The organism is Novosphingobium aureum (assembly GCF_015865035.1).
GTDB lineage: Bacteria > Pseudomonadota > Alphaproteobacteria > Sphingomonadales > Sphingomonadaceae > Novosphingobium > Novosphingobium aureum.
Genome location: NZ_JADZGI010000001.1, coordinates 1,558,597 through 1,580,664, shown reverse-complemented (window position 1 = coordinate 1,580,664; position 22,068 = coordinate 1,558,597). Strand labels below are relative to the sequence as shown.

At 64.0% G+C, this 22,068-nt stretch carries 18 protein-coding genes; 11 read left to right on the top strand and 7 right to left on the bottom strand.

Annotated features, from left to right (window positions below; translation table 11 throughout):
• The first annotated feature begins 66 nt into the window (after window positions 1-66).
• The 10 genes from I5E68_RS07495 to I5E68_RS07450 all read left to right on the top strand — a co-directional run bounded on the left by I5E68_RS07495 (window position 67) and on the right by I5E68_RS07450 (window position 12,144).
• Window positions 67-492: a DUF2946 family protein gene (locus I5E68_RS07495; RefSeq protein WP_197162561.1), complete on the top strand. Its 426-nt coding sequence runs from the start codon at window positions 67-69 to the stop codon at window positions 490-492.
• Between the two features lie 132 nt (window positions 493-624).
• Entirely contained in the window at window positions 625-2,757 is a 2,133-nt protein-coding gene (locus tag I5E68_RS07490; RefSeq protein ID WP_197162559.1) for a TonB-dependent receptor, read from the top strand.
• A gap of 143 nt (window positions 2,758-2,900) precedes the next feature.
• A complete protein-coding gene (locus I5E68_RS07485; RefSeq protein WP_197162557.1) occupies window positions 2,901-4,181 on the top strand; it encodes a PDZ domain-containing protein in 1,281 nt (426 codons plus the stop codon).
• Between the two features lie 122 nt (window positions 4,182-4,303).
• The gene (locus I5E68_RS07480; protein ID WP_197162555.1) at window positions 4,304-4,726 is read left to right on the top strand and encodes a DUF2231 domain-containing protein; all 423 of its coding nucleotides are present in this window, start codon (window positions 4,304-4,306) and stop codon (window positions 4,724-4,726) included.
• Window positions 4,723-6,102, top strand: coding sequence for a PQQ-dependent sugar dehydrogenase (locus I5E68_RS07475; RefSeq protein ID WP_197162553.1), 1,380 nt, complete (start codon window positions 4,723-4,725; stop codon window positions 6,100-6,102). The genes I5E68_RS07480 and I5E68_RS07475 overlap by 4 nt, the downstream gene beginning before the upstream one ends.
• A gap of 390 nt (window positions 6,103-6,492) precedes the next feature.
• Window positions 6,493-8,850 (top strand): arylsulfatase, encoded by a 2,358-nt coding sequence (locus I5E68_RS07470; RefSeq protein WP_197162551.1) that lies wholly within the window; start codon window positions 6,493-6,495, stop codon window positions 8,848-8,850.
• Between the two features lie 473 nt (window positions 8,851-9,323).
• Window positions 9,324-9,686: a 30S ribosomal protein S6 gene (gene rpsF, locus I5E68_RS07465; protein ID WP_197162549.1), complete on the top strand. Its 363-nt coding sequence runs from the start codon at window positions 9,324-9,326 to the stop codon at window positions 9,684-9,686.
• A 3-nt stretch (window positions 9,687-9,689) separates the two neighbouring features.
• A complete protein-coding gene (gene rpsR / locus I5E68_RS07460; RefSeq protein WP_039284546.1) occupies window positions 9,690-9,914 on the top strand; it encodes a 30S ribosomal protein S18 in 225 nt (74 codons plus the stop codon).
• A 16-nt stretch (window positions 9,915-9,930) separates the two neighbouring features.
• Window positions 9,931-10,539: a 50S ribosomal protein L9 gene (rplI, locus tag I5E68_RS07455; RefSeq protein ID WP_197162546.1), complete on the top strand. Its 609-nt coding sequence runs from the start codon at window positions 9,931-9,933 to the stop codon at window positions 10,537-10,539.
• Window positions 10,540-10,710: 171 nt separating this feature from the next.
• Window positions 10,711-12,144 carry an AMP nucleosidase gene (locus I5E68_RS07450; RefSeq protein ID WP_197162544.1) on the top strand — a complete coding sequence of 478 codons (1,434 nt, stop codon included), beginning with the start codon at window positions 10,711-10,713 and terminating at the stop codon, window positions 12,142-12,144.
• Between the two features lie 95 nt (window positions 12,145-12,239).
• Here the strand turns inward: I5E68_RS07450 and I5E68_RS07445 are convergent, their stop codons facing one another.
• From I5E68_RS07445 to I5E68_RS07425, 5 genes are all read right to left on the bottom strand, one after another.
• Window positions 12,240-14,078, bottom strand: coding sequence for a M2 family metallopeptidase (locus tag I5E68_RS07445; protein ID WP_197162542.1), 1,839 nt, complete (start codon window positions 14,076-14,078; stop codon window positions 12,240-12,242).
• A 100-nt stretch (window positions 14,079-14,178) separates the two neighbouring features.
• Window positions 14,179-14,877, bottom strand: a complete 699-nt coding sequence (locus tag I5E68_RS07440) for an alpha/beta fold hydrolase (RefSeq protein ID WP_228727094.1) — start codon at window positions 14,875-14,877, stop codon at window positions 14,179-14,181.
• A gap of 151 nt (window positions 14,878-15,028) precedes the next feature.
• On the bottom strand, window positions 15,029-15,394 hold the full coding sequence (locus tag I5E68_RS07435; protein WP_228726874.1) for a carboxymuconolactone decarboxylase family protein: 366 nt from the start codon (window positions 15,392-15,394) through the stop codon (window positions 15,029-15,031).
• Between the two features lie 73 nt (window positions 15,395-15,467).
• Window positions 15,468-16,139 carry a hypothetical protein gene (locus I5E68_RS07430; RefSeq protein ID WP_197162538.1) on the bottom strand — a complete coding sequence of 224 codons (672 nt, stop codon included), beginning with the start codon at window positions 16,137-16,139 and terminating at the stop codon, window positions 15,468-15,470.
• A 71-nt stretch (window positions 16,140-16,210) separates the two neighbouring features.
• On the bottom strand, window positions 16,211-17,236 hold the full coding sequence (locus tag I5E68_RS07425; RefSeq protein WP_197162537.1) for an aspartate-semialdehyde dehydrogenase: 1,026 nt from the start codon (window positions 17,234-17,236) through the stop codon (window positions 16,211-16,213).
• Between the two features lie 407 nt (window positions 17,237-17,643).
• Between I5E68_RS07425 and I5E68_RS07420 the strand changes: the two genes are divergently transcribed.
• Entirely contained in the window at window positions 17,644-19,035 is a 1,392-nt protein-coding gene (locus tag I5E68_RS07420) for a DUF418 domain-containing protein (protein WP_197162536.1), read from the top strand.
• Window positions 19,036-19,107: 72 nt separating this feature from the next.
• On the opposite strand, the gene lon is transcribed toward I5E68_RS07420, so the two are convergent.
• Both lon and I5E68_RS07410 read right to left on the bottom strand, forming a co-directional pair.
• Window positions 19,108-21,510, bottom strand: coding sequence for an endopeptidase La (gene lon, locus I5E68_RS07415; protein ID WP_228726873.1), 2,403 nt, complete (start codon window positions 21,508-21,510; stop codon window positions 19,108-19,110).
• A gap of 221 nt (window positions 21,511-21,731) precedes the next feature.
• Window positions 21,732-22,067, bottom strand: coding sequence for a YbaB/EbfC family nucleoid-associated protein (locus I5E68_RS07410; RefSeq protein ID WP_197162534.1), 336 nt, complete (start codon window positions 22,065-22,067; stop codon window positions 21,732-21,734).
• Window position 22,068: the final 1 nt, after the last annotated feature.

The following is a 22,068-nucleotide window of genomic DNA, read 5'->3' as shown; positions in this document are numbered from 1 at the left end:
CCATTTGCGCGCCTCGCAATATCCCCGCGTGACACCTGCCCTTGCGCGGGCTAGGCGGAGCCGACCATGAGGGCACTTCGCGATAGCTTGCGCCACCATCGCACGATGGCGGCGCTGATCCTGGCGCTTGCGCTGGCGATGAAGGCGTTCGTGCCCACTGGCTTCATGATCGGCGCGATCGGCACAGCCGCCACCGGGACCACCCTCACCGTCCAGATCTGCGACGGACAGGGGCAGACCACGCTCAAGCGCATCGACCTGCCTGGCAAGGCCCTGCATCCGAGCGAATCCGAAACAGAGCACGCCAAGGCCGCGCGCGAGTGTCCCTTCACCGGGCTCTCGATGGCGGGCCTCGGCGCGAGCGATCCGGTCCTGCTGGCACTCGCGCTCGCCTTCATCCTCGCGCTCGGCTTCCTGCCGGTAGCACCACTGCGCCTCGCGCCGCGCGCCTACCTGACCCCGCCCCTGCGCGGCCCGCCGCTGACGTCCTGACCCGAACGAGCGCCGCATCCGCGCGCTCCCGACGACACGGCATGACCCTCGCCGCGCCCCCGGCGCGTCGCGCGAGGCTGCCGCACAGCACGTTCGCACCCGCCATCGCGGGCCAGTCAGGAAATTCGAATAATGTCCTTCACCACCAGCCGCGCGCTGCGCACGGCGCTCATCGCCTGCACCACTCTCGTTCCCGCTCCGCTCCTTGCCGCAAATGCCGCCGACGCCGATCCGGTCGCAATCGTGCATGGCTCCCCCCCCCGCGAGGTTGCGACCGGCGCCTCGATCTCGGGCGAGACGCTGCGCCGCGAAGGTGCCTCCTCGAGCGACACCGCACAGGTCCTTTCCGCCCTGCCCGGCGTCAGCGTCAGCACCGGCGGCGGCTTTTCCGCGATGCCGATGGTGCGCGGCCTGACCGAGCAGCGGCTCTACATCCTCGTCGATGGGCAGAGCATTGACATGGCCTGCCCCAACGACATGAACTCGCCGCTCTCCTACACCAATCCGCAGACGCTGGGTTCGGTGAGCGTGGTCCCGGGCGTTGCCCCGGTCTCGATGGGCGGCGACAACATCGGCGGCGTGATCTCGGTCGAGAGCGCTCCGCCACGCTTTGCCGACAATGAGGGCGTGCTCGTGACCGGCTCGGCCTCGGGCTACTATCGCTCGAACGGCAATACCTTTGGCACCTCGCTCGCGCTGACGCTCGCTACCCGCAACCTCTCGGCGACCTACACCGGCTCCTATATCCAATCGGAAAACTACGATGCCGGCGGCTCGCGCGGCGCGGTGCGCTCGAGCGAATACGCCAAGACCGACCATGCCCTCGCGCTCGCGCTGAAGACCGAAGCCGGGCTGTGGGAATTGAAGGGCGGATACCATTTCAGCCCCTATGAGGGCTTCCCCAACCAGTGGATGGACATGGTCGACAACCGCTCGTGGTTCGCGCAGGGGCGCTACCGCGGCGAATTCGACTGGGGCGACGTCGATCTCTCGGCAGGCTGGCGCGACACCGACCACGAGATGAACTTCCTCGCCGACAAGCTGCCCGGCTCGATGCCGATGAACACCGAGGTGCACAGCTTCGATGCCGCAGCGAAGTTCGATTTCGCTGCGGGCGAACACAATCGCCTGCGCACCGGGATCGAGTACCACCATCAATGGATCGACGACTACTGGCCCCCGGTCGAAGGCTCGATGATGATGGGCCCGAATGCCTTCGTGAACGTCAACGCGGGCCATCGCAACCGCCTCGCGGCCTATGGCGAGTGGGAGAGCCACGTCTCCGACACGCTCAGCGCGACGCTGGGCCTGCGCTTCGAGCGGGTGGAGATGAACACCGGCGAGGTCGCGCCTTACGGCACCTCGATGATGCAGATGGCCGACGTCATGGCGGCCAGTGCCTTCAACGCCATCGACCGCGCGCGCAACGACGACAACTGGAACGGCTCCGCACTCGTGACGTGGACGCCGTCAGACGTTCTCACGCTCGAACTGGGCTATGCCCACAAGACCCGCTCGCCCAACATCTACGAGCGCTATTCCTGGGGCCGCGGCTCGATGGCGAGCCGGATGATCGGCTGGTACGGCGATGGCAACGGCTACGTCGGCAATCCCGACCTCAAGCCCGAAGAGGCGGACACCGTGAGCGCGGTCGTGGCACTGACCCCGGTGGAGGGGCTGCACCTTCGCCTCTCGCCCTACTACACCCGGGTCGATGACTATATCGACGCGCTCTTCGTGCAGAACCTGAGCGACATGATGGGCATGGATTCGGGCTTCGTGCAGCTGCGCTTCGCCAATATCGACGCCGAATTCTACGGCCTCGACGCCAGCGCCGAGGCGGTGTTGCAAGGCACGCGCGAGAACGGCACCACGCTCAGCGCCGCGCTCGCCTGGGTCCATGCCAGCAACCGCACCGAGGACCTGCCGATCTATCGCCAGATGCCGCTCAACCTGCGGGCCGGGCTTGCCCATCGCGCCGGAGCGCTCGAACTGGGTGCGAACCTCGAATGGGTCGATGCCAAGACCCGCGTAGACCCGCGCCGCAACGAGCAGCGGACCGCCGCTTACGCGCTCGTCGGGCTCTCGGCGGCCTATACGCTCGCGGGCTGGCGCCTCGCGATCGAGGCCGAGAACCTGTTCGACAAGGCCTACGACCTGCCGCTTGGCGGCATGTCGCTGGGCGACTACGGCGTCACTGGCGAACTCGCCCCGGTCTCGGGCAGAGGACGCAGCGTGAACCTCTCGCTCTCAACGAAGTTCTGAGCCTTGCGGGGCGGCTCCAATCCGCCCCGCAGCCTTCCCCGGCAGGCGAAGGCAGATAATAAAGCCCATTGTAAACGGTTGCGAAACCCGCTCGCGCTAGGCTCGCGTTACTCATTTCCTTGTCACGCTGCCGTAGAGTTACAATGCGTCCCCATACCTTTCTCGCCCTCGCAGCCGGTATTTCGCTGGTACAGGTCTCGCCTGCCCGAGCCATGCCCGAAGACATCTTCAGCCTGAAACAGCTCGTCGCCACGCAATACGGCGGCAATGCGCAGAGCTACGCCGAGGTCGAGGCCAAGGACTTTCGCGAGATGGGTTGCGACGGGCGCACCGACCTGCTGCACGCGCTGGTCGACGAAGGGCTCGACCTCGCGACGCTCACGCCGAACGTCCATTACAAGGCGCTCAAGTGCGCCATCGACAAGAAGCAAGTCGAGGCCACCTTGCTGCTGATGACACCCGACATCATCTCGTGGTGGGAAAACGGCTGCGCGGGCAATTACGGTTGCTGGATGCCGCTGCGCGACGCGATCCAGAAGGACGACTACCGCACCGTTCGCGCCATGCTGGAGAACGGCGCGCACTATTTCTGGGAGCACAAGGACTATCTGCCCCTAACCCGCGAGGAGAGCCTCGTGCTCGCGGCCGAGACCGCGCGCAACGATGCCAAGGACGAGACCCAGCGCGCCTTCGTCGATGCAGGCTTGGGCCATATCCTCGCCGCATCGCAGGACAAGGCCAAGCTGCAGTACATCAAGCAGCGCTGGAAGACCGCCAAGGGTGGCGGCGGCGGAGTCGGCGCAGGCGGGATGATGGCCGGCCTGCTCGGCGGCGCACTCAGCATTGCCTCGGGCGGCGCGGTCGCCGCGGGTTCCGCGCTTGCGGGCGGCTATGCCCTGCTCGACAGCGGCTCGGACGGTGACGAACGGACACCGGTCAAGGGGCTTGCTCCTCTCGACCTCGCGACCGGGCGCAAGTCGCTGGGCTTTGCCTTCGTGCCGACTTCGGGTGCGACACGCGGCCTCGAGGTCAAGAAGGTCATGCCCGATACGCTCAGCGCGCGCGCCGGGCTCGCGAGCGGCGATATCGTCACGCATGTCGGCGGCGTGCCGACGACCTCGCGCGCGGCGACTTATGTCGCGACCCACGCGGTGCTGGACGAGGAGACCTTCACGGTGCGCTACTTGCGCGAGGGCACCGCACGCGAGGCGACATTCGGCCTGCCCGCAGGACCCGCGCCGCAGCTGGCCGCCGAGACCGCGACCGAAACCGAGGCTCCCGCCCCCACCGCCACCACTGCCACCGCACCGGCCTCCGACCAGACCCTCGCCCGGCTCGAACGGCTGGCGGACCTGCGCGATCGCGACCTGCTCTCCGAGGAGGAATTCCAGACGCTCAAGGGCCGCATCTTGGGCACCGACTGATCCGGGCGGTCGCTGGGGCTCACCGCAGCGCCCTGCCCCCGCCGTCCCACTTCAGGAACAAAGCCGCATCGGCCTGCATTCCTTGGCAAAGCCTTCCCGCTCCTGCCAAGGGACCAGACCCGATGCCCCATTCCCGCCTGAACCCCGCCCCGGGCCGGCCGTTGCACCCGCTGCACGCCGTTCTACTCGGCGGCGCCATGCCGCTATTCCTGGGCACCATGCTCGCCGACTGGGCCTATGGCGCCAGCTACGAAGTCCAGTGGACCAACTTCGCGGCCTGGCTGCTGATCGGCGCGCTGGTCTTCAACGGTTTCGCGCTACTCTTCGCCTTGTTCGATCTTGTGCGCGGCCTCGGCAAGGGATGGGTCTACACGCTGGTGCTGGCGGCATGCTTCGTGCTCGGCGTGATCAATGCATTCGTCCACGCCAAGGACGCCTGGGCGGCGATGCCCATGGCGCTGATCCTCTCGGTGGTGTGCTCTGCACTGATCCTCGTCGCCACCTGGTTCGGCTTTGCCTCGATCCGCAAGGGAGACGCCCTGTGAAACTCGCGCACCTCCTCCTCGCCGCCGCCTTGCCCGCCACGCTCGCAGCCTGCTCGAGCGAGCCCGGCACCCCGCAATACGGCGAGAACCCGCAGCTTCCCGAACAGCATCGCGGGTTGCTCCCCAACATGACGATCGCCGATCCCGCCGCCTGGGGCGATTCGCGCCCCACCGTGCCCGAGGGCTATTCGATCAGCCCCATCGCCACCGGCCTCAAGGTGCCGCGCCAGTCGCTGGTCCTGCCCAACGGCGATATCCTCGTTGCAGAGGGCAGCGGCGGCCACGCGCCCAAGCTCAACCCCAAGGACATCGTCGCAGGCTACATCAAGGCCAAGGGCAAGACCAAGGTCGAGGGCGGCAACCGCCTGACCTTGCTGCGCGATGCCGACGGCGACGGCGTCTACGAGGGCAAGGGCGTCTTCGCCGACGGCCTCGATGCGCCCTACGGTCTCGCCTATGCCAATGGCTACATCTACGTCGCCAACCAGGGCGAACTGGTGCGCTTCGACTACCGCGACGGCCAGACCAAGGCCTCGAGCGCGCCGGTCAGCGTGACCAAGCTGCCCTCGCGCATCAATCACCACTGGACCAAGGCGCTGACGATCAGCCCCGACGGGCGCTACCTCTACGTCGGTATCGGCTCGAACAGCAACGTGGGCGAGCGCGGGCTCGACGTCGAGGTCGACCGTGCCGAGATCTGGCGCGTCGATGCCGAGACCGGGATGCACCGCCCCTATGCCACCGGCGTGCGCAATCCCACCGCCATGGCCATCCTGCCCGGCTCAGACCAGCTGTGGACCGTCGCCAACGAGCGCGACGAACTGGGCTCGAACCTCGTGCCCGACTATCTCACCGCGGTGCGCGATGGCGGCTTCTACGGCTGGCCCTATAGCTACTGGGGCCAGAACGTCGATCCGCGCGTACGCCCGCAGGACCCGGCCAAGGTCGCCAGCGCGATCCGCCCCGACTATGCACTGGGCGCGCACGTCGCCGCGCTTGGCCTCGCCTTCTCGAGCCCCGCCATGGGCCAGCGCTTCGCCCAGGGCGCCTTCGTCGGCGAGCACGGCAGCTGGAACCGCAGCGATCCGGTCGGCTACAAGGTTGTCTTCGTGCCCTTCCTCAACGGACGCCCCGCGGGCAAGCCGGTCGACGTCGTCACCGGATTTCGCGGCAGCGACGGCAAGACCCGTGGCCGCCCGGTCGGCGTGACCCTCGACCCGCGCGGCGCGCTCATCGTGTGCGACGACCTCTCGAACACGGTCTGGCGCGTGGTTCCCGACGCGACGACACCGCGCAGTCCGGCAGGCGCGACGGTGCCCGAAAATGCGCTCACGGGTGCCCCTTCGGTCGGCCCGACGCAAACACCTGCCACGTAAAATCGTGGGCAGCACCCCCGGCTCGTCGTGGCGAAACGGGTCGGGGATGCGGAGCAAGTGCGCTGCGACCGACAAGGCCGTGTCCGACCGCTCGGGGGTGATTGGCAACCGGGAGGGTCCGCCCAGGTTAGCCGTTCGACGCCGGAATTGACGGTGCTGGAGGCTGACACTCCGGTTTCCCGCAAGTCCACTGGCTATTGGTGGATACGGCAAGTCTGTCCTGAACGTCTTGCTTGCCTGACCGTCAGTTTGGTGCGGAGCAACAAGGCTTCTTCACCCCCATCCTCCGGGTAACCCCCGATGCCCTGATCCACCGCGCCAAGCTATCCAAGTGCCGTCCCAGATCGCGCCGGATTGTCCTCCGGCCGAGAGCATGATGGAGGCCCCGCAGTGCCCAGGATCGTTGCAGACCGTAGCAAATTGCCCCTCCCCGAGCCCGCGTTCACGGGCAAGATTGGCAAGACCTACAAGGAATCCGAAAGCGCCTGGCCCGAGCTTCCAAAGCCCCCCGCAGGCGCGCCAAATGTCGTGCTGATCATTCTGGACGATGTCGGCTTTGGACAGGCCAGTACATTCGGCGGCCCCGTTCCGACCCACGCGCTCGACAAGCTGGCCGCCGAGGGTCTGCGCTACACCCGCTTCCACACGACGGCGATCTGCGGCCCCAGCCGGGCAGCACTCATCACCGGGCGCAATCACCACAATTGCGGCACGGGCTTCCTTTCCGAATGGGCCACCGGGTTCCCCAGCTATAACAACATGATCCCGCAATCGACCGCGACGATCGGCCGGATTCTCAAGGAGAACGGCTACGCCACGAGCTGGTTCGGCAAGAACCACAATACGCCCGATTGGGAAAGCAGCGTCGCGGGTCCCTTCGACCGCTGGCCCACGGGCATGGGCTTCGACTATTTCTACGGCTTCATATGCGGCGAGACCCATCAGTATTATCCGGTTCTGTTCGAGAACACCGTCGCCGTTGAGCCTGATCGTCTGCCCGAGGATGGCTATCATTTCATGGAGGACATGACCGACCGGGCGATCAACTGGATCCGCTATTCCAAGGCGGTCGCACCCGACAAACCGTTCCTGTGCTATTTCGCGCCGGGTGCCGCGCACGCGCCGCACCATGCTCCTGCGGCGTGGCGCGACAAGTTCAAGGGCCAGTTCGACAAGGGCTGGGAGAAGGTCCGCGAGGAAACGTACAACCGCCAGCTGGCTGAAGGCATCATCCCCGATGGTACCGAACTGACGCCCAAGCCGGACTGGGTACAGGACTGGGACGGCCTCTCCGCGGACGAGAAAAAGGTATTCGCCCGGTTCATGGAGAACTTTGCCGGATACCTGTCCTACGCCGATGCGGAGTGCGGGCGCCTGATCGACGCCGTCAAGGAACTTCCCGACGCGGACAACACGATCATCATCTACATCGTCGGCGACAACGGCGCTTCCTCGGAAGGCGGCGCAATGGGCACCGCCAACGAGGTCATGAATTTCAACGGCATCCCGACATCGATCGAGGAGATCGCGGAAATCTATGAAGACATTGGCGGCCCCGATACCGAACCGCACTATCCGCTTGGCTGGGCCTGGTCAGGCAATGCACCGTTCCAGTGGGTAAAGCAGGTCGCGTCCCACTTCGGCGGCTCGCGCAACCCGATGGTGGTTTCGTGGCCCCAGAAGATCAGTGATCGCGGCGGCATCCGTCCGCAGTTCACGCACCTGATCGACATCGTGCCCACCATCCTCGAGGCAGCGGGCATTCCCGCCCCCACGCACGTCAACGGCGTCGAGCAGAAGGCGATGGACGGCGTGTCGATCACCTCGACATTCGGTTCGGCGGATGCCCACGCCGTGCGCGAGCGCCAGTATTTCGAGGTTTTTTCCAACCGCGCGATCTACGACAAGGGCTGGATCGCCTGCGCCCAGCACACCTTCCCGTGGCGGCAAGACTATGCGCCGGGCAATTGGGACAAGGACAAGTGGGAACTCTACAACATCGACGCGGACTTTTCCGAGGCCAATGACCTCGCGGCAGCGCACCCCGACAAGTTGGCCGAGATGAAGGCGATCTTTGACGAGGAAGCCGAAAAATACGGGGTCTATCCCCTCGACGATCGCGGTTCTGGCCGCCTTTCCGAGCCCAAGCCCGCTCCGGGCGGTGCCGATCCCGACCGCACCGACTTCACCTTTTACGAAGGCTGCTATCGTCTCCCCGAGACGGCGGCGCCGAATACGAAAAATCGCTCGCACTCGATCAAGGTGTCGCTCGACAACACGAGCGGCAAGGCCGAAGGCGTGATCGTTGCAGCGGGCGGAAAGTCGGCGGGCTACTCGCTCTACGTCAAGGACGGAAAGCTGACCTATCACTACAACTACTTCGAGAAGCAGCGCTACGACATCGCTGCGAACGCGCCGTTGCCCGATGGCAAGTCCGTGGTCGAGATGGCTTTCGCCTACGACGGCGGCGGTCTCGGCAAGGGCGGCGAGGTCGTTTTGATGATCGATGGCAAGGAAGTCGCGCGAGAACGTATCGAGGCGACCGTGCCTGGCCGCTTCGGTATCGACACCTTCGGGGTGGGTGGCGACAGCGGATCGCCAGTGGCCGATACCTACAAGCCGCCGTTCTCGTTCACCGGCGGGAAAATCGACCGGATCGACATCAAGCTGGCGCCCAAGAACCTCTCGATGAGCGAGGAAGAGGAACTGCAGGAGCGCTACCTGGCCGCCGCCCAGCACATCGAATGAGCGGGCTTCCCGTTTATCTTACCTTCACTCCAAATCTGGGGGCGACGCCGAATTCCGGATCTTCGCTGCGTCGAGGATTGATAGGAGGCGTCTCTTGAGCCGCCGACTGACCGATGGGCAGGTCACGCGTGAAATCCCAGCAATTTCCTACAGGCCCGACTTCGGCTATGGTCACGCCATGACACGCCCACTCGTTCCTGCTCCAGTCCGGTCCTGAAAGGGCAGTGCCCGGGCGCCGGAGTTTCTTCCCTGGACCGTGTCAACTGTGTCAACTTGCGTCCGCCACGTGGCCGCCCTCGCGCCGGGAGAGCCTCCCGCTGACCGGTCATGGTGCTTGCATTTGCCCCGTAATAGGCTAATGGCGCGCCTTCCGCCCGTTCCCTCGGGGATTCGCGGAAAAACGAAGAAAGCCGGAGGGGCCCCGCAATGGTGCGGCAAGCCAGCGATCGGTTAGACAGATAAAGGAAGCTGCAGTGCCGCTTTACGAGCACGTGTTCCTGGCGCGCCAGGATCTGAGCCAGTCGCAGGTTGATGCGCTGGCCGCCGCCGCCACCGAGATCGTCGAGAGCAACGAAGGCAAGGTCCTCAAGACCGAGACCTGGGGCCTCAAAAATCTCGCCTACAAGATCAAGCGTAACCGCAAGGCTCACTTCGTGATGCTGAACATCGAGTGCCCCGGTGACACCGTCGCCGAGCTCGAGCGCCAGACGCAGATCAACGAAGACGTCATCCGCTACGTCACCATCAAGGTCGAAGAGCACGAAGCCGGTCCTTCGGTCATGATGCGCAAGAACGACCGCGACAACCGTCGCCGCCGCGAACGCGAGGGGAACTGATCCATGGCACGCGCATTCTTCCGCCGCCGCAAGTCCTGCCCGTTCTCGGGCAAGAACGCGCCCAAGATCGACTACAAGGACGTGCGTCTGCTGCAGGGCTTCATGTCCGAGCGTGGCAAGATCGTCCCGAGCCGCATCACCGCGGTTTCCGCCAAGAAGCAGCGTGAGCTGAGCCAGGCCATCAAGCGCGCCCGGCACATCGGCCTGCTGCCCTTCATCGTCAAGTAAGGGAGGCTAGACCACCATGGATATCATCCTCCTGGAACGCGTCGAGAAGCTCGGCAACATCGGCGACGTCGTCTCCGTCAAGGACGGTTTCGCACGTAACTACCTGCTTCCGAACAAGAAGGCCCTGCGCGCCAACGAAGCCAACAAGAAGGTCTTCGAGGCGAACCGCGCCAAGATCGAGGCGGACAACGCCGAGAAGCGTTCGGCCGCCGAGAGCCACTCGAGCAACGTCGAAGGCAAGCAGGTCGTCCTGATCCGCGCTTCGTCGAACTCGGGCCAGCTCTACGGTTCGGTCACCGTGCGTGACATCGCCGAGGCCCTCAACGCCGACGGCGCCGATGTCACCAAGCAGATGATCGTGCTCGAGCACCCGATCAAGACGCTCGGCGTCTTCGAGGTTCGCGTCTCGCTGCACCCCGAGGTTGCCGTGACCGTCACCGTCAACGTCGCACGTTCGCCCGACGAGGCCGAACTGCAGGCGCAGGGCGTCGACGTCATGGAAGCCATGTTCGAGCAGGACACCACCGGTTTCACCGAGGCCTACGATCCCAACGCCGAGCCCGGCGAGATCGCGACCGAGGAAGCTGACGAGACCGGTGCCGAGGACAGCGAAGAGCAGGCCTGAGCCCGCCCTTCCCGCTCCCGGGAACGCACCAGACAAGCGCCCCCGCTTCCTTGCGAAGCGGGGGCGTCTTGCTTTGGGGCTCGTGCGCCGCCGGTCCGGAGCCATCCGGCACGCCACGCGATTTGCAGGCCATGCCCTTGCACTGCAACACAGATTGCGTAACTACAGGCGATGGACACAAAGATAGATCACATCCACGCGGAACTGGTCCGCGTCTACGAAGCCGCCGTCACCTGCCTCAAGGCCGACATCGCCGCCTATGTCGAGAACGGCACGCTTCCCCCGCCCGAACGCCGCTCCGAGCGCTGCTGGACTTACCCCAAGCTCACCGTCACTTATTCCGGTCGCGAGCGCGAGGCGGTCTATGGCCGCGCCTTCGGTCGGCTCGTCGATACGGGCGTCTACGAGACCACGATCACGCGCCCGCACCTTTTCGCCGATTACCTGCGCGAACAGCTCGCCCTGCTCGACTTCGAGTACGAGATCGACATCGCGGTCGAACCCTCCGACCAGGAGATCCCGTTCCCCTACGTTCTCGACGGGATGCCAGTGGGCAATGCCACCCCGCAGGAACTGGCGTTCCACTTCCCCAGCACCGACCTCGCGATGATCGGCGACGAGATCGCCGACGGCATCGCCTGGGGCACGGAAGAACTCCCCAAGCCGCTCGCGCTGTTCGACGGGCTGCGCACCGACTTCAGTCTCGCGCGCCTTGCCCACTACACCGGCACCAGCCCGGACCACTGCCAGAAGTTCATCCTTTTCACGAACTATCACCGCTATGTCGATGAATTCGTTGACTGGGCAGGTCAGCAGATCGGCAAGGACGGCTATGTCGCGCTCGCTGGTGCGGGCGGGCTGTACCTCGACGAGGCGACCGAGAATGCACGCGGACGCCTCTCAGACACGGCATGGCGGCGCCACCAGATGCCCGCCTACCACCTCGTGCGCGAGGATCGCTCGGGCATCACCCTCGTCAACATCGGTGTGGGCCCCTCGAACGCCAAGACGATCACCGACCACCTCGCGGTGCTGCGCCCCGAAGCATGGCTGATGATCGGTCACTGCGGCGGCCTGCGCGAGACCCAGCGCATCGGTGACTTCGTGCTCGCCCACGCCTACCTTCGCGATGATCACGTGCTCGACCCGGTGCTGCCGCCCGAAATCCCGCTCCCGGCCATCGCCGAGGTCCAGCAGGCGCTGGCGGGCGCAGCCGAAATCGTCAGCGGCGACAGCGGCGCCAATCTCAAGAAGCGCATGCGCACGGGTACCGTGGTCACCACCGACGATCGCAACTGGGAGCTTCGCTACGCCGCCTCGGCCAGCCGCTTCAGCCTCAGTCGTGCGATCGCGATCGAGATGGAGAGCGCCACCATCAGCGCGCAGGGTTACCGCTTCCGCGTCCCCTACGGAACGCTGCTGTGCGTCTCTGACAAGCCGCTCCATGGCGAGCTCAAGCTTCCTGGGCAGGCCAACCGCTTCTACGAGGAAGCCATCGCCGGGCACCTCAAGATCGGCCTCGTCGCCTGCGACCTGCTGCGTGCCGAGGGCGACCGTCTGCACAGCCGCAAGCTGCGCGCCTTCGACGAGCCGCCTTTCCGCTGATTGCACGCCACCTTCGCGGCCTGCCCGCCAAAGCAAAAGGGGGAGCGAACCAGACCGGTTCGCTCCCCCTCTCTGTTTGACTCGAGCCCAAAGGCTTACCAGCCCGACTTCTGCCCCTTGTTCTGCTCGTCGAGCCACTTCTTGAGCGGCGCAAAGTAGGCAAGCATCGGCTTTGCACTCATCTTCGGCGAACCGGTGAAGGCCTCAAGCGCCTCGGGCCATGGCTTGGACATGCCCATGCTCAGCATCTTGTCGAGGTTCTCGCCGACCTTCTTGTCGCCGTAGAAGCTGCAGCGGTGCAGCGGCCCCTTCCAGCCCGCCTGCTTGCAGGCTGCCTGGTAGAACTGGAACTGCAGGATGCGCGCGAGGAAGTAGCGGGTATACGGCGTGTTGCCCGGAACGTGGTACTTGGCGCCAGCGTCGAAGCCATCGGCGGGACGCTCGCTCGGCGGGGTGATGCCCTGATAGTCGAGGCGCATCTTGGTCCAGGCCTCGTTGTAGTCCGCAGGCTTGATCGAACCGTCGAAGATGCCCCAGCGATAGCGGTCGATCATCAGGCCGAAGGGCAGGAACGCGACCTTGTCCATGGCCTGACGCAGCAGAAGGCCGATATCCTTGTCGGCGCTGGGCACCTTGCTCTCGTCGAGCAGGCCGATCTGCACGAGGTAGCGCGGGGTGATCGAGAGCGCGATGAAGTCGCCGATCGCTTCGTGGAAGCCGTCGTTCGCGCCGCCAAGATACAGCAGCGGCTGCTGGTTGTAGGCGCGCTGGTAGTAGTTGTGCCCCAGTTCGTGGTGGATCGTGATGAAATCGGTCGAATTCACCTTGGTGCACATCTTGATGCGCAGGTCATCCTTGTTGTCGACGTCCCATGCCGAGGCGTGACAGATCACCTCACGGTCGGCAGGCTTGGTGATCATCGAGCGAACCCAGAAGGTATCGGGCAGCGGATCGAAGCCGAGCGAGGAGTAGAAGCCCTCGCCTGCCTTGACCATGTCGACCGGGGTCTTGCCCTGGGCCTTGAGCAGATCGCCGATGTCGTAGCCCAGATCGCCTGCACCTTCAGGCGCGACGAGCGGGTAGATGCTGCCCCATTCCTGTGCCCACATGTTGCCGAGCAGATCGGCGCGGATCGGGCCGGTCGCGGGCTGGACATCGCTGCCGTACTTCTCGCTGAGCTTGCGACGCACGTACGTGTGAAGCGCGATGTAAAGGGGCTTCACTTCCTGCCACAGCCGTTCGGTCTCGGCCGAAAACTCCTGCGGGCTCATGTCGTAGCCCGAGCGCCACATGGCGCCGACGTCGTCGAAGCCCAGTTCCTTCGCACCGGCGTTGGCCATCGAGACCATCTCGACGTAATCACCCTTCATCGGCGCGCCGACGTTATCGTGCCAGCTGGTCCACATCTCGGCGAATTCGGCCGGGGTGTGCTCGAGGTTGCCCATCTCCTCCTCGATGTCCGAGCCGTTGATCTCCTTGCCATCGAGCGTGCCGCGGCCCTTGCCGTAGGTCGACGACAGGCGCGTGGTGATCTCACTCAGCTTTGCAGCTGCCCCCTCGGTGGTCGGCGCAGGAATGACGATGCCCTGGCGCAGCATGCCCAGCTTGCGCGCAACATCGGGATCGAGTCCGGCCACATCGGCGAATTTCGCCGCCTCGACCGCGTAGGCCACCTGCTTCTCGGTCATCGCCCCGTTCGACGCTGCAGCCACCGCATCGGTATCGGCGGTGATATAGGTGTAGTTTACCCAGTTGACCCGTGCGTTTTCAACCGAAGAGACGGCAAGGTCCTGTTCCACGTCGGCGATGAACTGCGCGGCACCTTGCGCGGTATGCGGGTACTGCTCCTGGTCGTCCTGCGCGAAGGCAGGCACGGCGGCGCCGAAGCTGAGGCTGGCGGCAAGCGCCAGCAATGCAGTGGAAGCACGATTCATTAGGGATGCCCTCATTATCTTTCCTGATGGCGCAGGATTAGCGCGCATCGCGAACAGATCAACAAGGCACGCCCCGCCCTCCCCTGATTATCGCTCGCGTCTAGGCGTCTAGGAATTCTGCAATGGCCCGGCCCATGTCCTTGAAGGTTACCGACGACATGTGATTGCCAGGTGTCTCGACGTAGTGCCCCTCGGGCAGCGCCGCGGCGAGTTCCTGCGCCGAGCCGTTGTCCTGGTCCTGCGCCCCGCATACGCACAGCGTGGGCATGGTAATGCTTGCAATGGCCTCGGCGGGCGTGTCGTCGACGGAAGTGAGCAGGAGGCGCGCGGCCACGCGGTCGATCTGCATCGACTTCATGAAGGCTTGCGCTGTGAACGCCGGATCGCCGCGCTCGATCGTCCCGAAACGGTCGATCGCGTCGATGAAGTGGGCCGAGCGGCGCGCCCATCCGGACAGGCCCGAGAGCCCCATGCCCCCCAGTACAAGCCTGCGCGGAGCAAGCCCTGCCAGAACACCGCGCACCACCGTACGCGCACCGAGCGAGAAGCCGCCAAGATCGTAGTCGTCGAGGCTAAGCTGCGAGATCGTGGCCTGAAGGTCCTCGACCAGCACGTCCTCGGGATAGGCACCCGGGTCATGCGGTGCGGCGCTCTTACCGTGCGCGCGAAGGTCGGGCATGTAGAGGCGGTAGCCCGAGGCCGCGAGCAGCGCGGCATTGCCGAACTTGATCCAGTTGACCTCCGCGCTCGAGAACAGCCCATGGACGAGAACCAGCGGCCTTGCGCTTTCCTCGCCCATGCAATGGACGGCCAGCCTTGCTCCGCCCAGTCCCTCGACGAACCGCGTTTCGACCTCATTCACTCGCACATCTCCAGCCTCGGGACTTCACACCCCGTCCTTGGCGACAAGCGAGCGGTGTTTCAAGCCTGCCGGATGCAGGCAGCCGGGATCATCCCGAAGCCTTCTCCTGCCACTGATCGAAGGCCTCGAGCGCCTGCGCCGCATACATCGCCGAGGGTCCAGCGCCCATGTAGACCGCCAGCCCCATGGCCTCGGCGATCTCCTCGCGCGTGGCGCCGGCGCGTTGTGCACCCGAGGCATGGTAGGTGATGCAAGGCCCGCAGCGCACCGCGACACCGATACCCAGCGCGATCAGTTCCTTGGTCTTCGTGTCGAGCGCCCCCGGCGCGAGCGCCGCCTTGCCCATCTCCGAGAACGCCTGCATCGGCCCCGGCGTCGAGCGCTTCAGTTCGCCGATCGCGGGGTTGAGGTCCTTGGCCATCTGCGGCCAGTCGTGGAAGTTGCTTTTCGACATGGACGTGCCTCCTTCTTGGGAACACTTGCAGGTTCATCCGATATGGGCATTGCCACAAGTCAAAGGCAGTCATTCAATCGAACTTATTCCTGGAGGCCAGGACATCGCGCGCGCCGATTTCGACCTGCTCGGTAATCTCTTTCTCCTCTTTCTCCTCTTCGCCGAACTCGAGCTTCCGACTTACGACGATCTTGGGTCCGTCAACATTCATGACCACGAACCGCGCATCTTTTCGCGTGTCCCACAGGATCGCAGAAAAGCTCGAATCATCGAGCAATGTCACCGCATCCAGCGCATCGAGACCAGAGGCCAGCTTGTGGCGGGACATGTCGGAGAAACGAACGAGGACGAAATCGAAGACAGGTCGTTGGTCGCGCTGTCCGGTTTCCACGAGCCCGATATAGCCCAGCGACCCGACATTCATCGTCCCATAGACATTTGCGCGAGGATCGGCAGCGAGGCTGGCTTGCGCTCCGGACTGCATGTCTATCAGTCGCACATCGTGAACCGAGTCAGGATCATCACCACTTGAAGCGTACACCGTGATCTTGCCTTGCGGTGCGCCGAATATCTGGCCGGTCGGACCTCCTGCCGATCGTTCGAGGCCGGGACCAGGATAATCATTCGCACTACTGTGAAACTTCCAAGCCTCCATGGCAGCGAACCCTGCCATCAACAGACAAATTGCGAGCAGTACGCCAAGACCGATCAAGTTGGCTCGCATGACAAAACGATCAAAACGCATGAAAAAGGCCCCCGGAATCTGTCCGGAGGCCTTTTCCTATCAATCCCGGCGATTGCAAAGCCGGAAAACGATCACCCCTTCTTGAGGTGACGGCGACCCAGCAGTTCGGCGATCTGCACGGCGTTGAGCGCGGCGCCCTTGCGCAGGTTGTCCGATACGCACCACAGCGCGAGGCCGTTCTCCACCGTCGGGTCCTCGCGAACGCGGCTCACGTAAGTCGCGCCATCGCCGACGCATTCGATCGGCGTGACGTAACCAGCGTCCTCGCGCTTGTCGACGAGCATCACGCCCGGCGCTTCGCGCAGGATGTCCTGTGCCTGCTCGGCCGAGACTTCCTTCTCGAACTCGATGTTGAGCGATTCCGAGTGCCCCACGAAGACCGGGACGCGCACGCAGGTCGCCTGGACCTTGACTTTGGGATCCATGATCTTCTTGGTCTCGACCACCATCTTCCACTCTTCCTTGGTGGAACCGTCGTCGAGGAAGACGTCGATGTGCGGGATCACGTTGAAGGCAATCTGCTTGGTGAACTTGCGCGGCTCGACCGGGTCGCCCACGAAGATCGCGCGGCTCTGCTCGAACAGTTCGTCCATGCCCGCCTTGCCCGAGCCGGAAACCGACTGGTAGGTCGAAACGACGACGCGCTTGATGCCGAAGGCATCGTGCAGCGGCTTCAATGCCACGACCATCTGCGCGGTCGAGCAGTTCGGATTGGCGATGATGTTCTTCGCAGTATAACCGTCGATCGCCTCGGGGTTCACCTCGGGCACGATCAGCGGCACGTCCGGGTCCATGCGGTAGAGCGACGAATTGTCGATCACCACGCAGCCCTGCGCGGCGGCCTTGGGGGCATAGATCTTGGTCGGCTCCGACCCGGCGGCGAACAGGGCGATGTCCCAGCCGGTGAAGTCGAAGTGCTCGATGTTCTTTACTTTGAGTTTCTTGCCGGTCTCGCCGTACTCAATTTCCGTCCCGGTCGAACGCGACGAAGCCACCGCCGCGATCTCGTCGCAGGGGAACTCACGCTCGGCGAGGATGGCAAGCATTTCGCGGCCGACATTTCCGGTCGCACCGACGACGGCTACCCGGTAACCCATTTCAAGATCCTTCTTAGCAAAACGCGCAAGCGGACATCCGCCTGCGCGAAGGCGGGCCGATACAGGGTGATCGCCAAGGAGGCAAGCCGCCATGTGCAATGCTTGCGCATTTTACCGACAAACAGATAAGAATATTACATTTCTCGCCAGCTTAACCGCATGGATATGGCCTTGCGTATGCCCGCTGCCAGCTGAGCCACCGTCTCGCTGAGCGCACGGCAAACTGCGCCCCGTCCCCCGCCACCTCTTAGGCAAAACCACGCAAGGATCACCCGAATTAGGTATCAAGTATATTTACAAAATAAATCAATAAAACCATATATTACAGATATATATTTATATCATTACGCACCCTTTATTCAAACCTTGATTAGCGTATCCTAGCGCCTGGGCAATGGAGGGGCGCAATGACAGCACAGGACGTTCGACTAAATCCGGTTACCGGCAAGTCCCGGATCGAGGTTCTCGACATCATGCGCGGGATTGCCATCCTCGGCATCCTCTACATGAACATTCCCTACATGGGCTCGAACTTCGGCGAATGGATGTCCGATCCGCGCCGCATGGGTTGGAGCGACGCCGACGCTGCGGTCTATTCCTTCATCCGCGTGTTCTGGAACGGCACCCAGCGCGGCATGTTCGAATTGCTTTTCGGGGCCGGCGTGATGGTGCTTACCGCCAAGGCCATGCAACCAGACGGCCCGGTCGCAATCGCGGACCTCTATCTGCGGCGTAACCTGTGGCTCTTCGTTTTCGGCCTGATCGACATTTTCGTGATCGGCTGGGTCGGCGATATCCTGCTCATTTATGGCCTTGCCGCGCTCTTCGTGTTCACGTTTCGCAAGCTTTCTCCAGGGGTCCTGATCGCATGTGGCCTGCTCTATGCCGCAGCGACGATGATTGGCTGGCCGGGAGGCGGTGGTGCGGTGGGCTATCAGGCCCGTGGCGAGATGATCGCAACCGCGCAGGAACTCGAGACAAAGGCTGCCAGTGGCAAATCGCTGGACAAGGAAGACCAGAAAAAGCTCGATGCCTGGCAGGCGCGCGTGCGAATGCTCGATCTCGACAACCCGATCGAAGGCAAGCAGGTCAAGATCAAGAAGGCCGCCGCCGAAGCGGCACAAGGCTCACCTGCCGCATTGCTGGCCTTCAACTGGGCGACGTGGAGCAAGATCTTCGGCAGCTTCTTCGACACGGTCATCAACGTGAGTGAGGCTGCCTGCACGATGCTGCTGGGGATGGCCTTGTGGAAGCTGGGCGTGATCCAGGGCGCGCGATCGCTGCGCTTCTACCTCGGGCTCGCCCTGGCCTGCTACGCCACCGGCTGTGGCCTTCGCATCTGGGAACTGAGCGAGGCCTACAGCTTCACCATGGACCCCAAACTGTCCTATATCCCGCGCGAGCCTGCCCGGCTGCTTGTGACACTGGGTCATGTCGGCCTGTTCAACGCCATGGTGAAGTTGCCTGCGACGAAAGCGCTGCTTGCTCCGTTCAAGGCGGCGGGACGCATGGCCTTCACTATCTACATCGGCACCAGCGTGCTGACCTTGTGGTTCGTCTTCGCGCCCTGGGGGCTCGGTCTGTGGGACACAATGGCTTGGGCCCAGCTCGCACTGCTTGCAACCGCGATCAATGCGGGAATGCTGATCTTCGCCAACGTGTGGCTGCGCTATTTCGCTTGCGGTCCGCTCGAATGGGCCTGGCGCTCGCTGTCTTACGGCAAGCTTCAGAAGTTCCGGCACGCCTCGGCTGGCCAGCCGCAGCCGCCTTTGCCCGGCCTCGAACCGGGCAGGGCCTGAGCGACACCTTCAAACGAGAGAAGGCGGCACCGTTAAGTGCCGCCTTCCCTGTAATCAGCGATGTGCCGAGGCTTAGTGTGCCGTCGCGCTGCTCGAGGGGCTGTGCGGCGGTGCCGCAGCCAGTTCGTCAGCCTCGGTCCACTCGATCTCGGTAAGCTTGTCGGTAAGCGCGCGCGAGAGCACTTCATCGACGTGGCTGACTGGGATGATCTCGAGCCCCTGCTTCACGTTATCGGGAATCTCGGCGAGGTCCTTGCGGTTCTCTTCGGGGATCAGCACCGTGGTGATGCCCCCGCGAAGAGCGGCCAGCAGCTTTTCCTTGAGCCCGCCGATCGGCAGCACACGGCCACGCAGCGTGACTTCGCCGGTCATCGCGACGTCCTTGCGTACCGGCACGCCCGAGAGCGTCGAGACGATCGAGGTGACCATGCCAATACCGGCCGAGGGACCGTCCTTGGGCACGGCGCCTTCGGGAAGGTGAATGTGGATGTCGCGCTTGTGGAATACGCTCGGCTTGATGCCATAGGCCGGCGAGCGTGCCTTCACGAAGCTCCAGGCGGTCTGGATCGATTCGTTCATCACCTCGCCCAGCTTGCCGGTCGCCTTGATCTGGCCCTTGCCCGGCACCGTCACGCTTTCGATGGTGAGCAGTTCGCCGCCGACCTCGGTCCAGGCAAGCCCGGTGACCGCACCGACCTGGTGTTCCTCTTCCGAGATACCATGGCGGAACTTGCGCACCCCGGCATACTCGGCGAGGTTGTCCGGAGTGATCGTGACGGTCTGCGCCTTGCCCTCGAGGATCTGGCGCAGCGACTTCCGTTCCAGCCTTGCGATCTCGCGCTCGAGCGTACGCACGCCGGCCTCGCGGGTATAGTAGCGGATCAGGTCGCGCAGGCCTTCCTGGGTGAGCGTAAACTCACCGTCCTTGAGCCCATGCGCCTCGACCTGCTTGGCGATCAGGTGGCGCTCGGCGATCTCGACCTTCTCGTCCTCGGTGTAACCCTCGAGGCGGATGATCTCCATGCGGTCGAGCAGCGCCTGCGGCAGGTTGAGGCTGTTCGCGGTGCACACGAACATGACATCCGACAGATCGATGTCGAGTTCGAGGTAGTGATCTTGGAACTTGGCGTTCTGTTCGGGGTCGAGCACCTCGAGCAGTGCCGAGGCCGGATCACCCCGGAAGTCCTGTCCAAGCTTGTCGATCTCGTCGAGCAGGAACAGCGGGTTCGACTTGCCCGCCTTGCGCAGGTTCGAGACGATCTTGCCCGGCAGCGAACCGATGTAGGTGCGGCGGTGACCGCGAATCTCGGCCTCGTCGCGCACGCCGCCCAGCGACTGGCGGATGAATTCGCGCCCAGTCGCCTTGGCGATCGACTTGCCAAGCGAGGTCTTGCCAACGCCCGGAGGGCCGACGAGGCACAGGATCGGCCCCTTGAGCTTGTTGGTGCGCGCCTGGACCGCGAGATACTCGATGATGCGGTCCTTGACCTTGTCGAGCGCGTAGTGGTCGGAATCGAGCACGTCCTGCGCGGTCGAGATGTCACGCTTGAGCTTGCTCTTCTTGCCCCAGGGAAGCCCCAGCAGCACGTCGAGATAATTGCGCACGACAGTCGCCTCGGCGCTCATCGGCTGCATCGACTTGAGCTTCTTGAGTTCGGCGTTCGCCTTCTCGCGAGCTTCCTTCGAGAGCTTGGTCTTCTCGATCTTCTCCTGAAGCTCCTGCAGCTCGTTGGCCTCATCGCCTTCGCCGCCACCGAGCTCGGACTGGATCGCCTTGAGCTGCTCGTTCAGGTAGTATTCGCGCTGGGTCTTCTCCATCTGGCGCTTGACGCGCCCGCGGATCTTGCGCTCGACCTGCAGGACGCCGAGTTCGCCTTCCATGAAGGAATAGACCATCTCGAGGCGCTTGAGCGGGTCGTTCTCGGAGAGCACCGCCTGCTTGTCGGAAACCTTTGCAGAAAGCTGCGCGGCGACGGTGTCGGCGAGCTTGGCCGGTTCCTCAATATCGTCGAGCTGGTCGCCCGCGTCCTGGCTCAGTTTCTTGTTAAGTTTGGCATATTCGGCGAACTGGTCGATTACCGAACGCATCATCGCCGAGACTTCGGTCCCCTCGGCCTCGACCTCTTCTAGCATCGCCACTTCAGCGACGAGCATCTCCCCCTCTTCGCCCTGCTCGGCCCGCAGTCGCTCGAGCTTGGCACGTTCCTGGCCTTCGACCAGAACGCGGACGGTACCGTCGGGCAGCTTGAGCAGCTGCAGCACCGAGGCAACGACGCCGGTGTCGTAAAGATCGTCGCGGTCAGGATCGTCACAGCCAGGATCGAGCTGCGCCAGCAGGAAAATGTCCTTTTCCCCCGCCATCGCGGCCTCGAGCGCGGCTACCGATTTCTCGCGTCCCACGAAGAGCGGGACAACCATGCCGGGAAACACGACGATATCGCGGAGCGGAAGGAGCGGAAGAAGATTCAAGGGCATTTCCATCTTATAGAACGGGGGAAGGTGCGACCGGTGCGACTTCCCGAAATGTCCCGGTGATATGGGAGCGTTTTCTCGCCGCGCAACGAATTCTATGCTTCGGGGCCTGTGAAAATGCTTCAAGGCGCGCGGCGGGGATACCCGTAAGCGCTGCGCGCGGGGGTGTCACGCCGGCAGCCCGACCGCCCGGGGCGGACGGTGCTGCCTGCGCGACCGACACCTCAGAACGGCATCTTGAAGCCCGGCGGGAGGCCCATTCCCTGCTGCGCCTTGCCCATTTCCTCGTTGGCAACCGAGTCTGCCTTGACGCGTGCATCGTTGTAGGCTGCCGCGACGAGGTCCTCGAGCATACCCTTCTCGGCCGGCTGAAGCAGGCTCTCGTCGATCGACACGCCAACCACACGCCCCTTGGCCGAACAGCGAATCTTCACCAGACCACCACCCGAGAGGCCCTCGACTTCCATCGAGTCGAGCTTGGCCTGGGTCTCGGTCATCTGCTTCTGGATGGTTTCGGCGGCCTGCTGGGCGGCCTGGATCATCTCTTCCATCGATTTCATT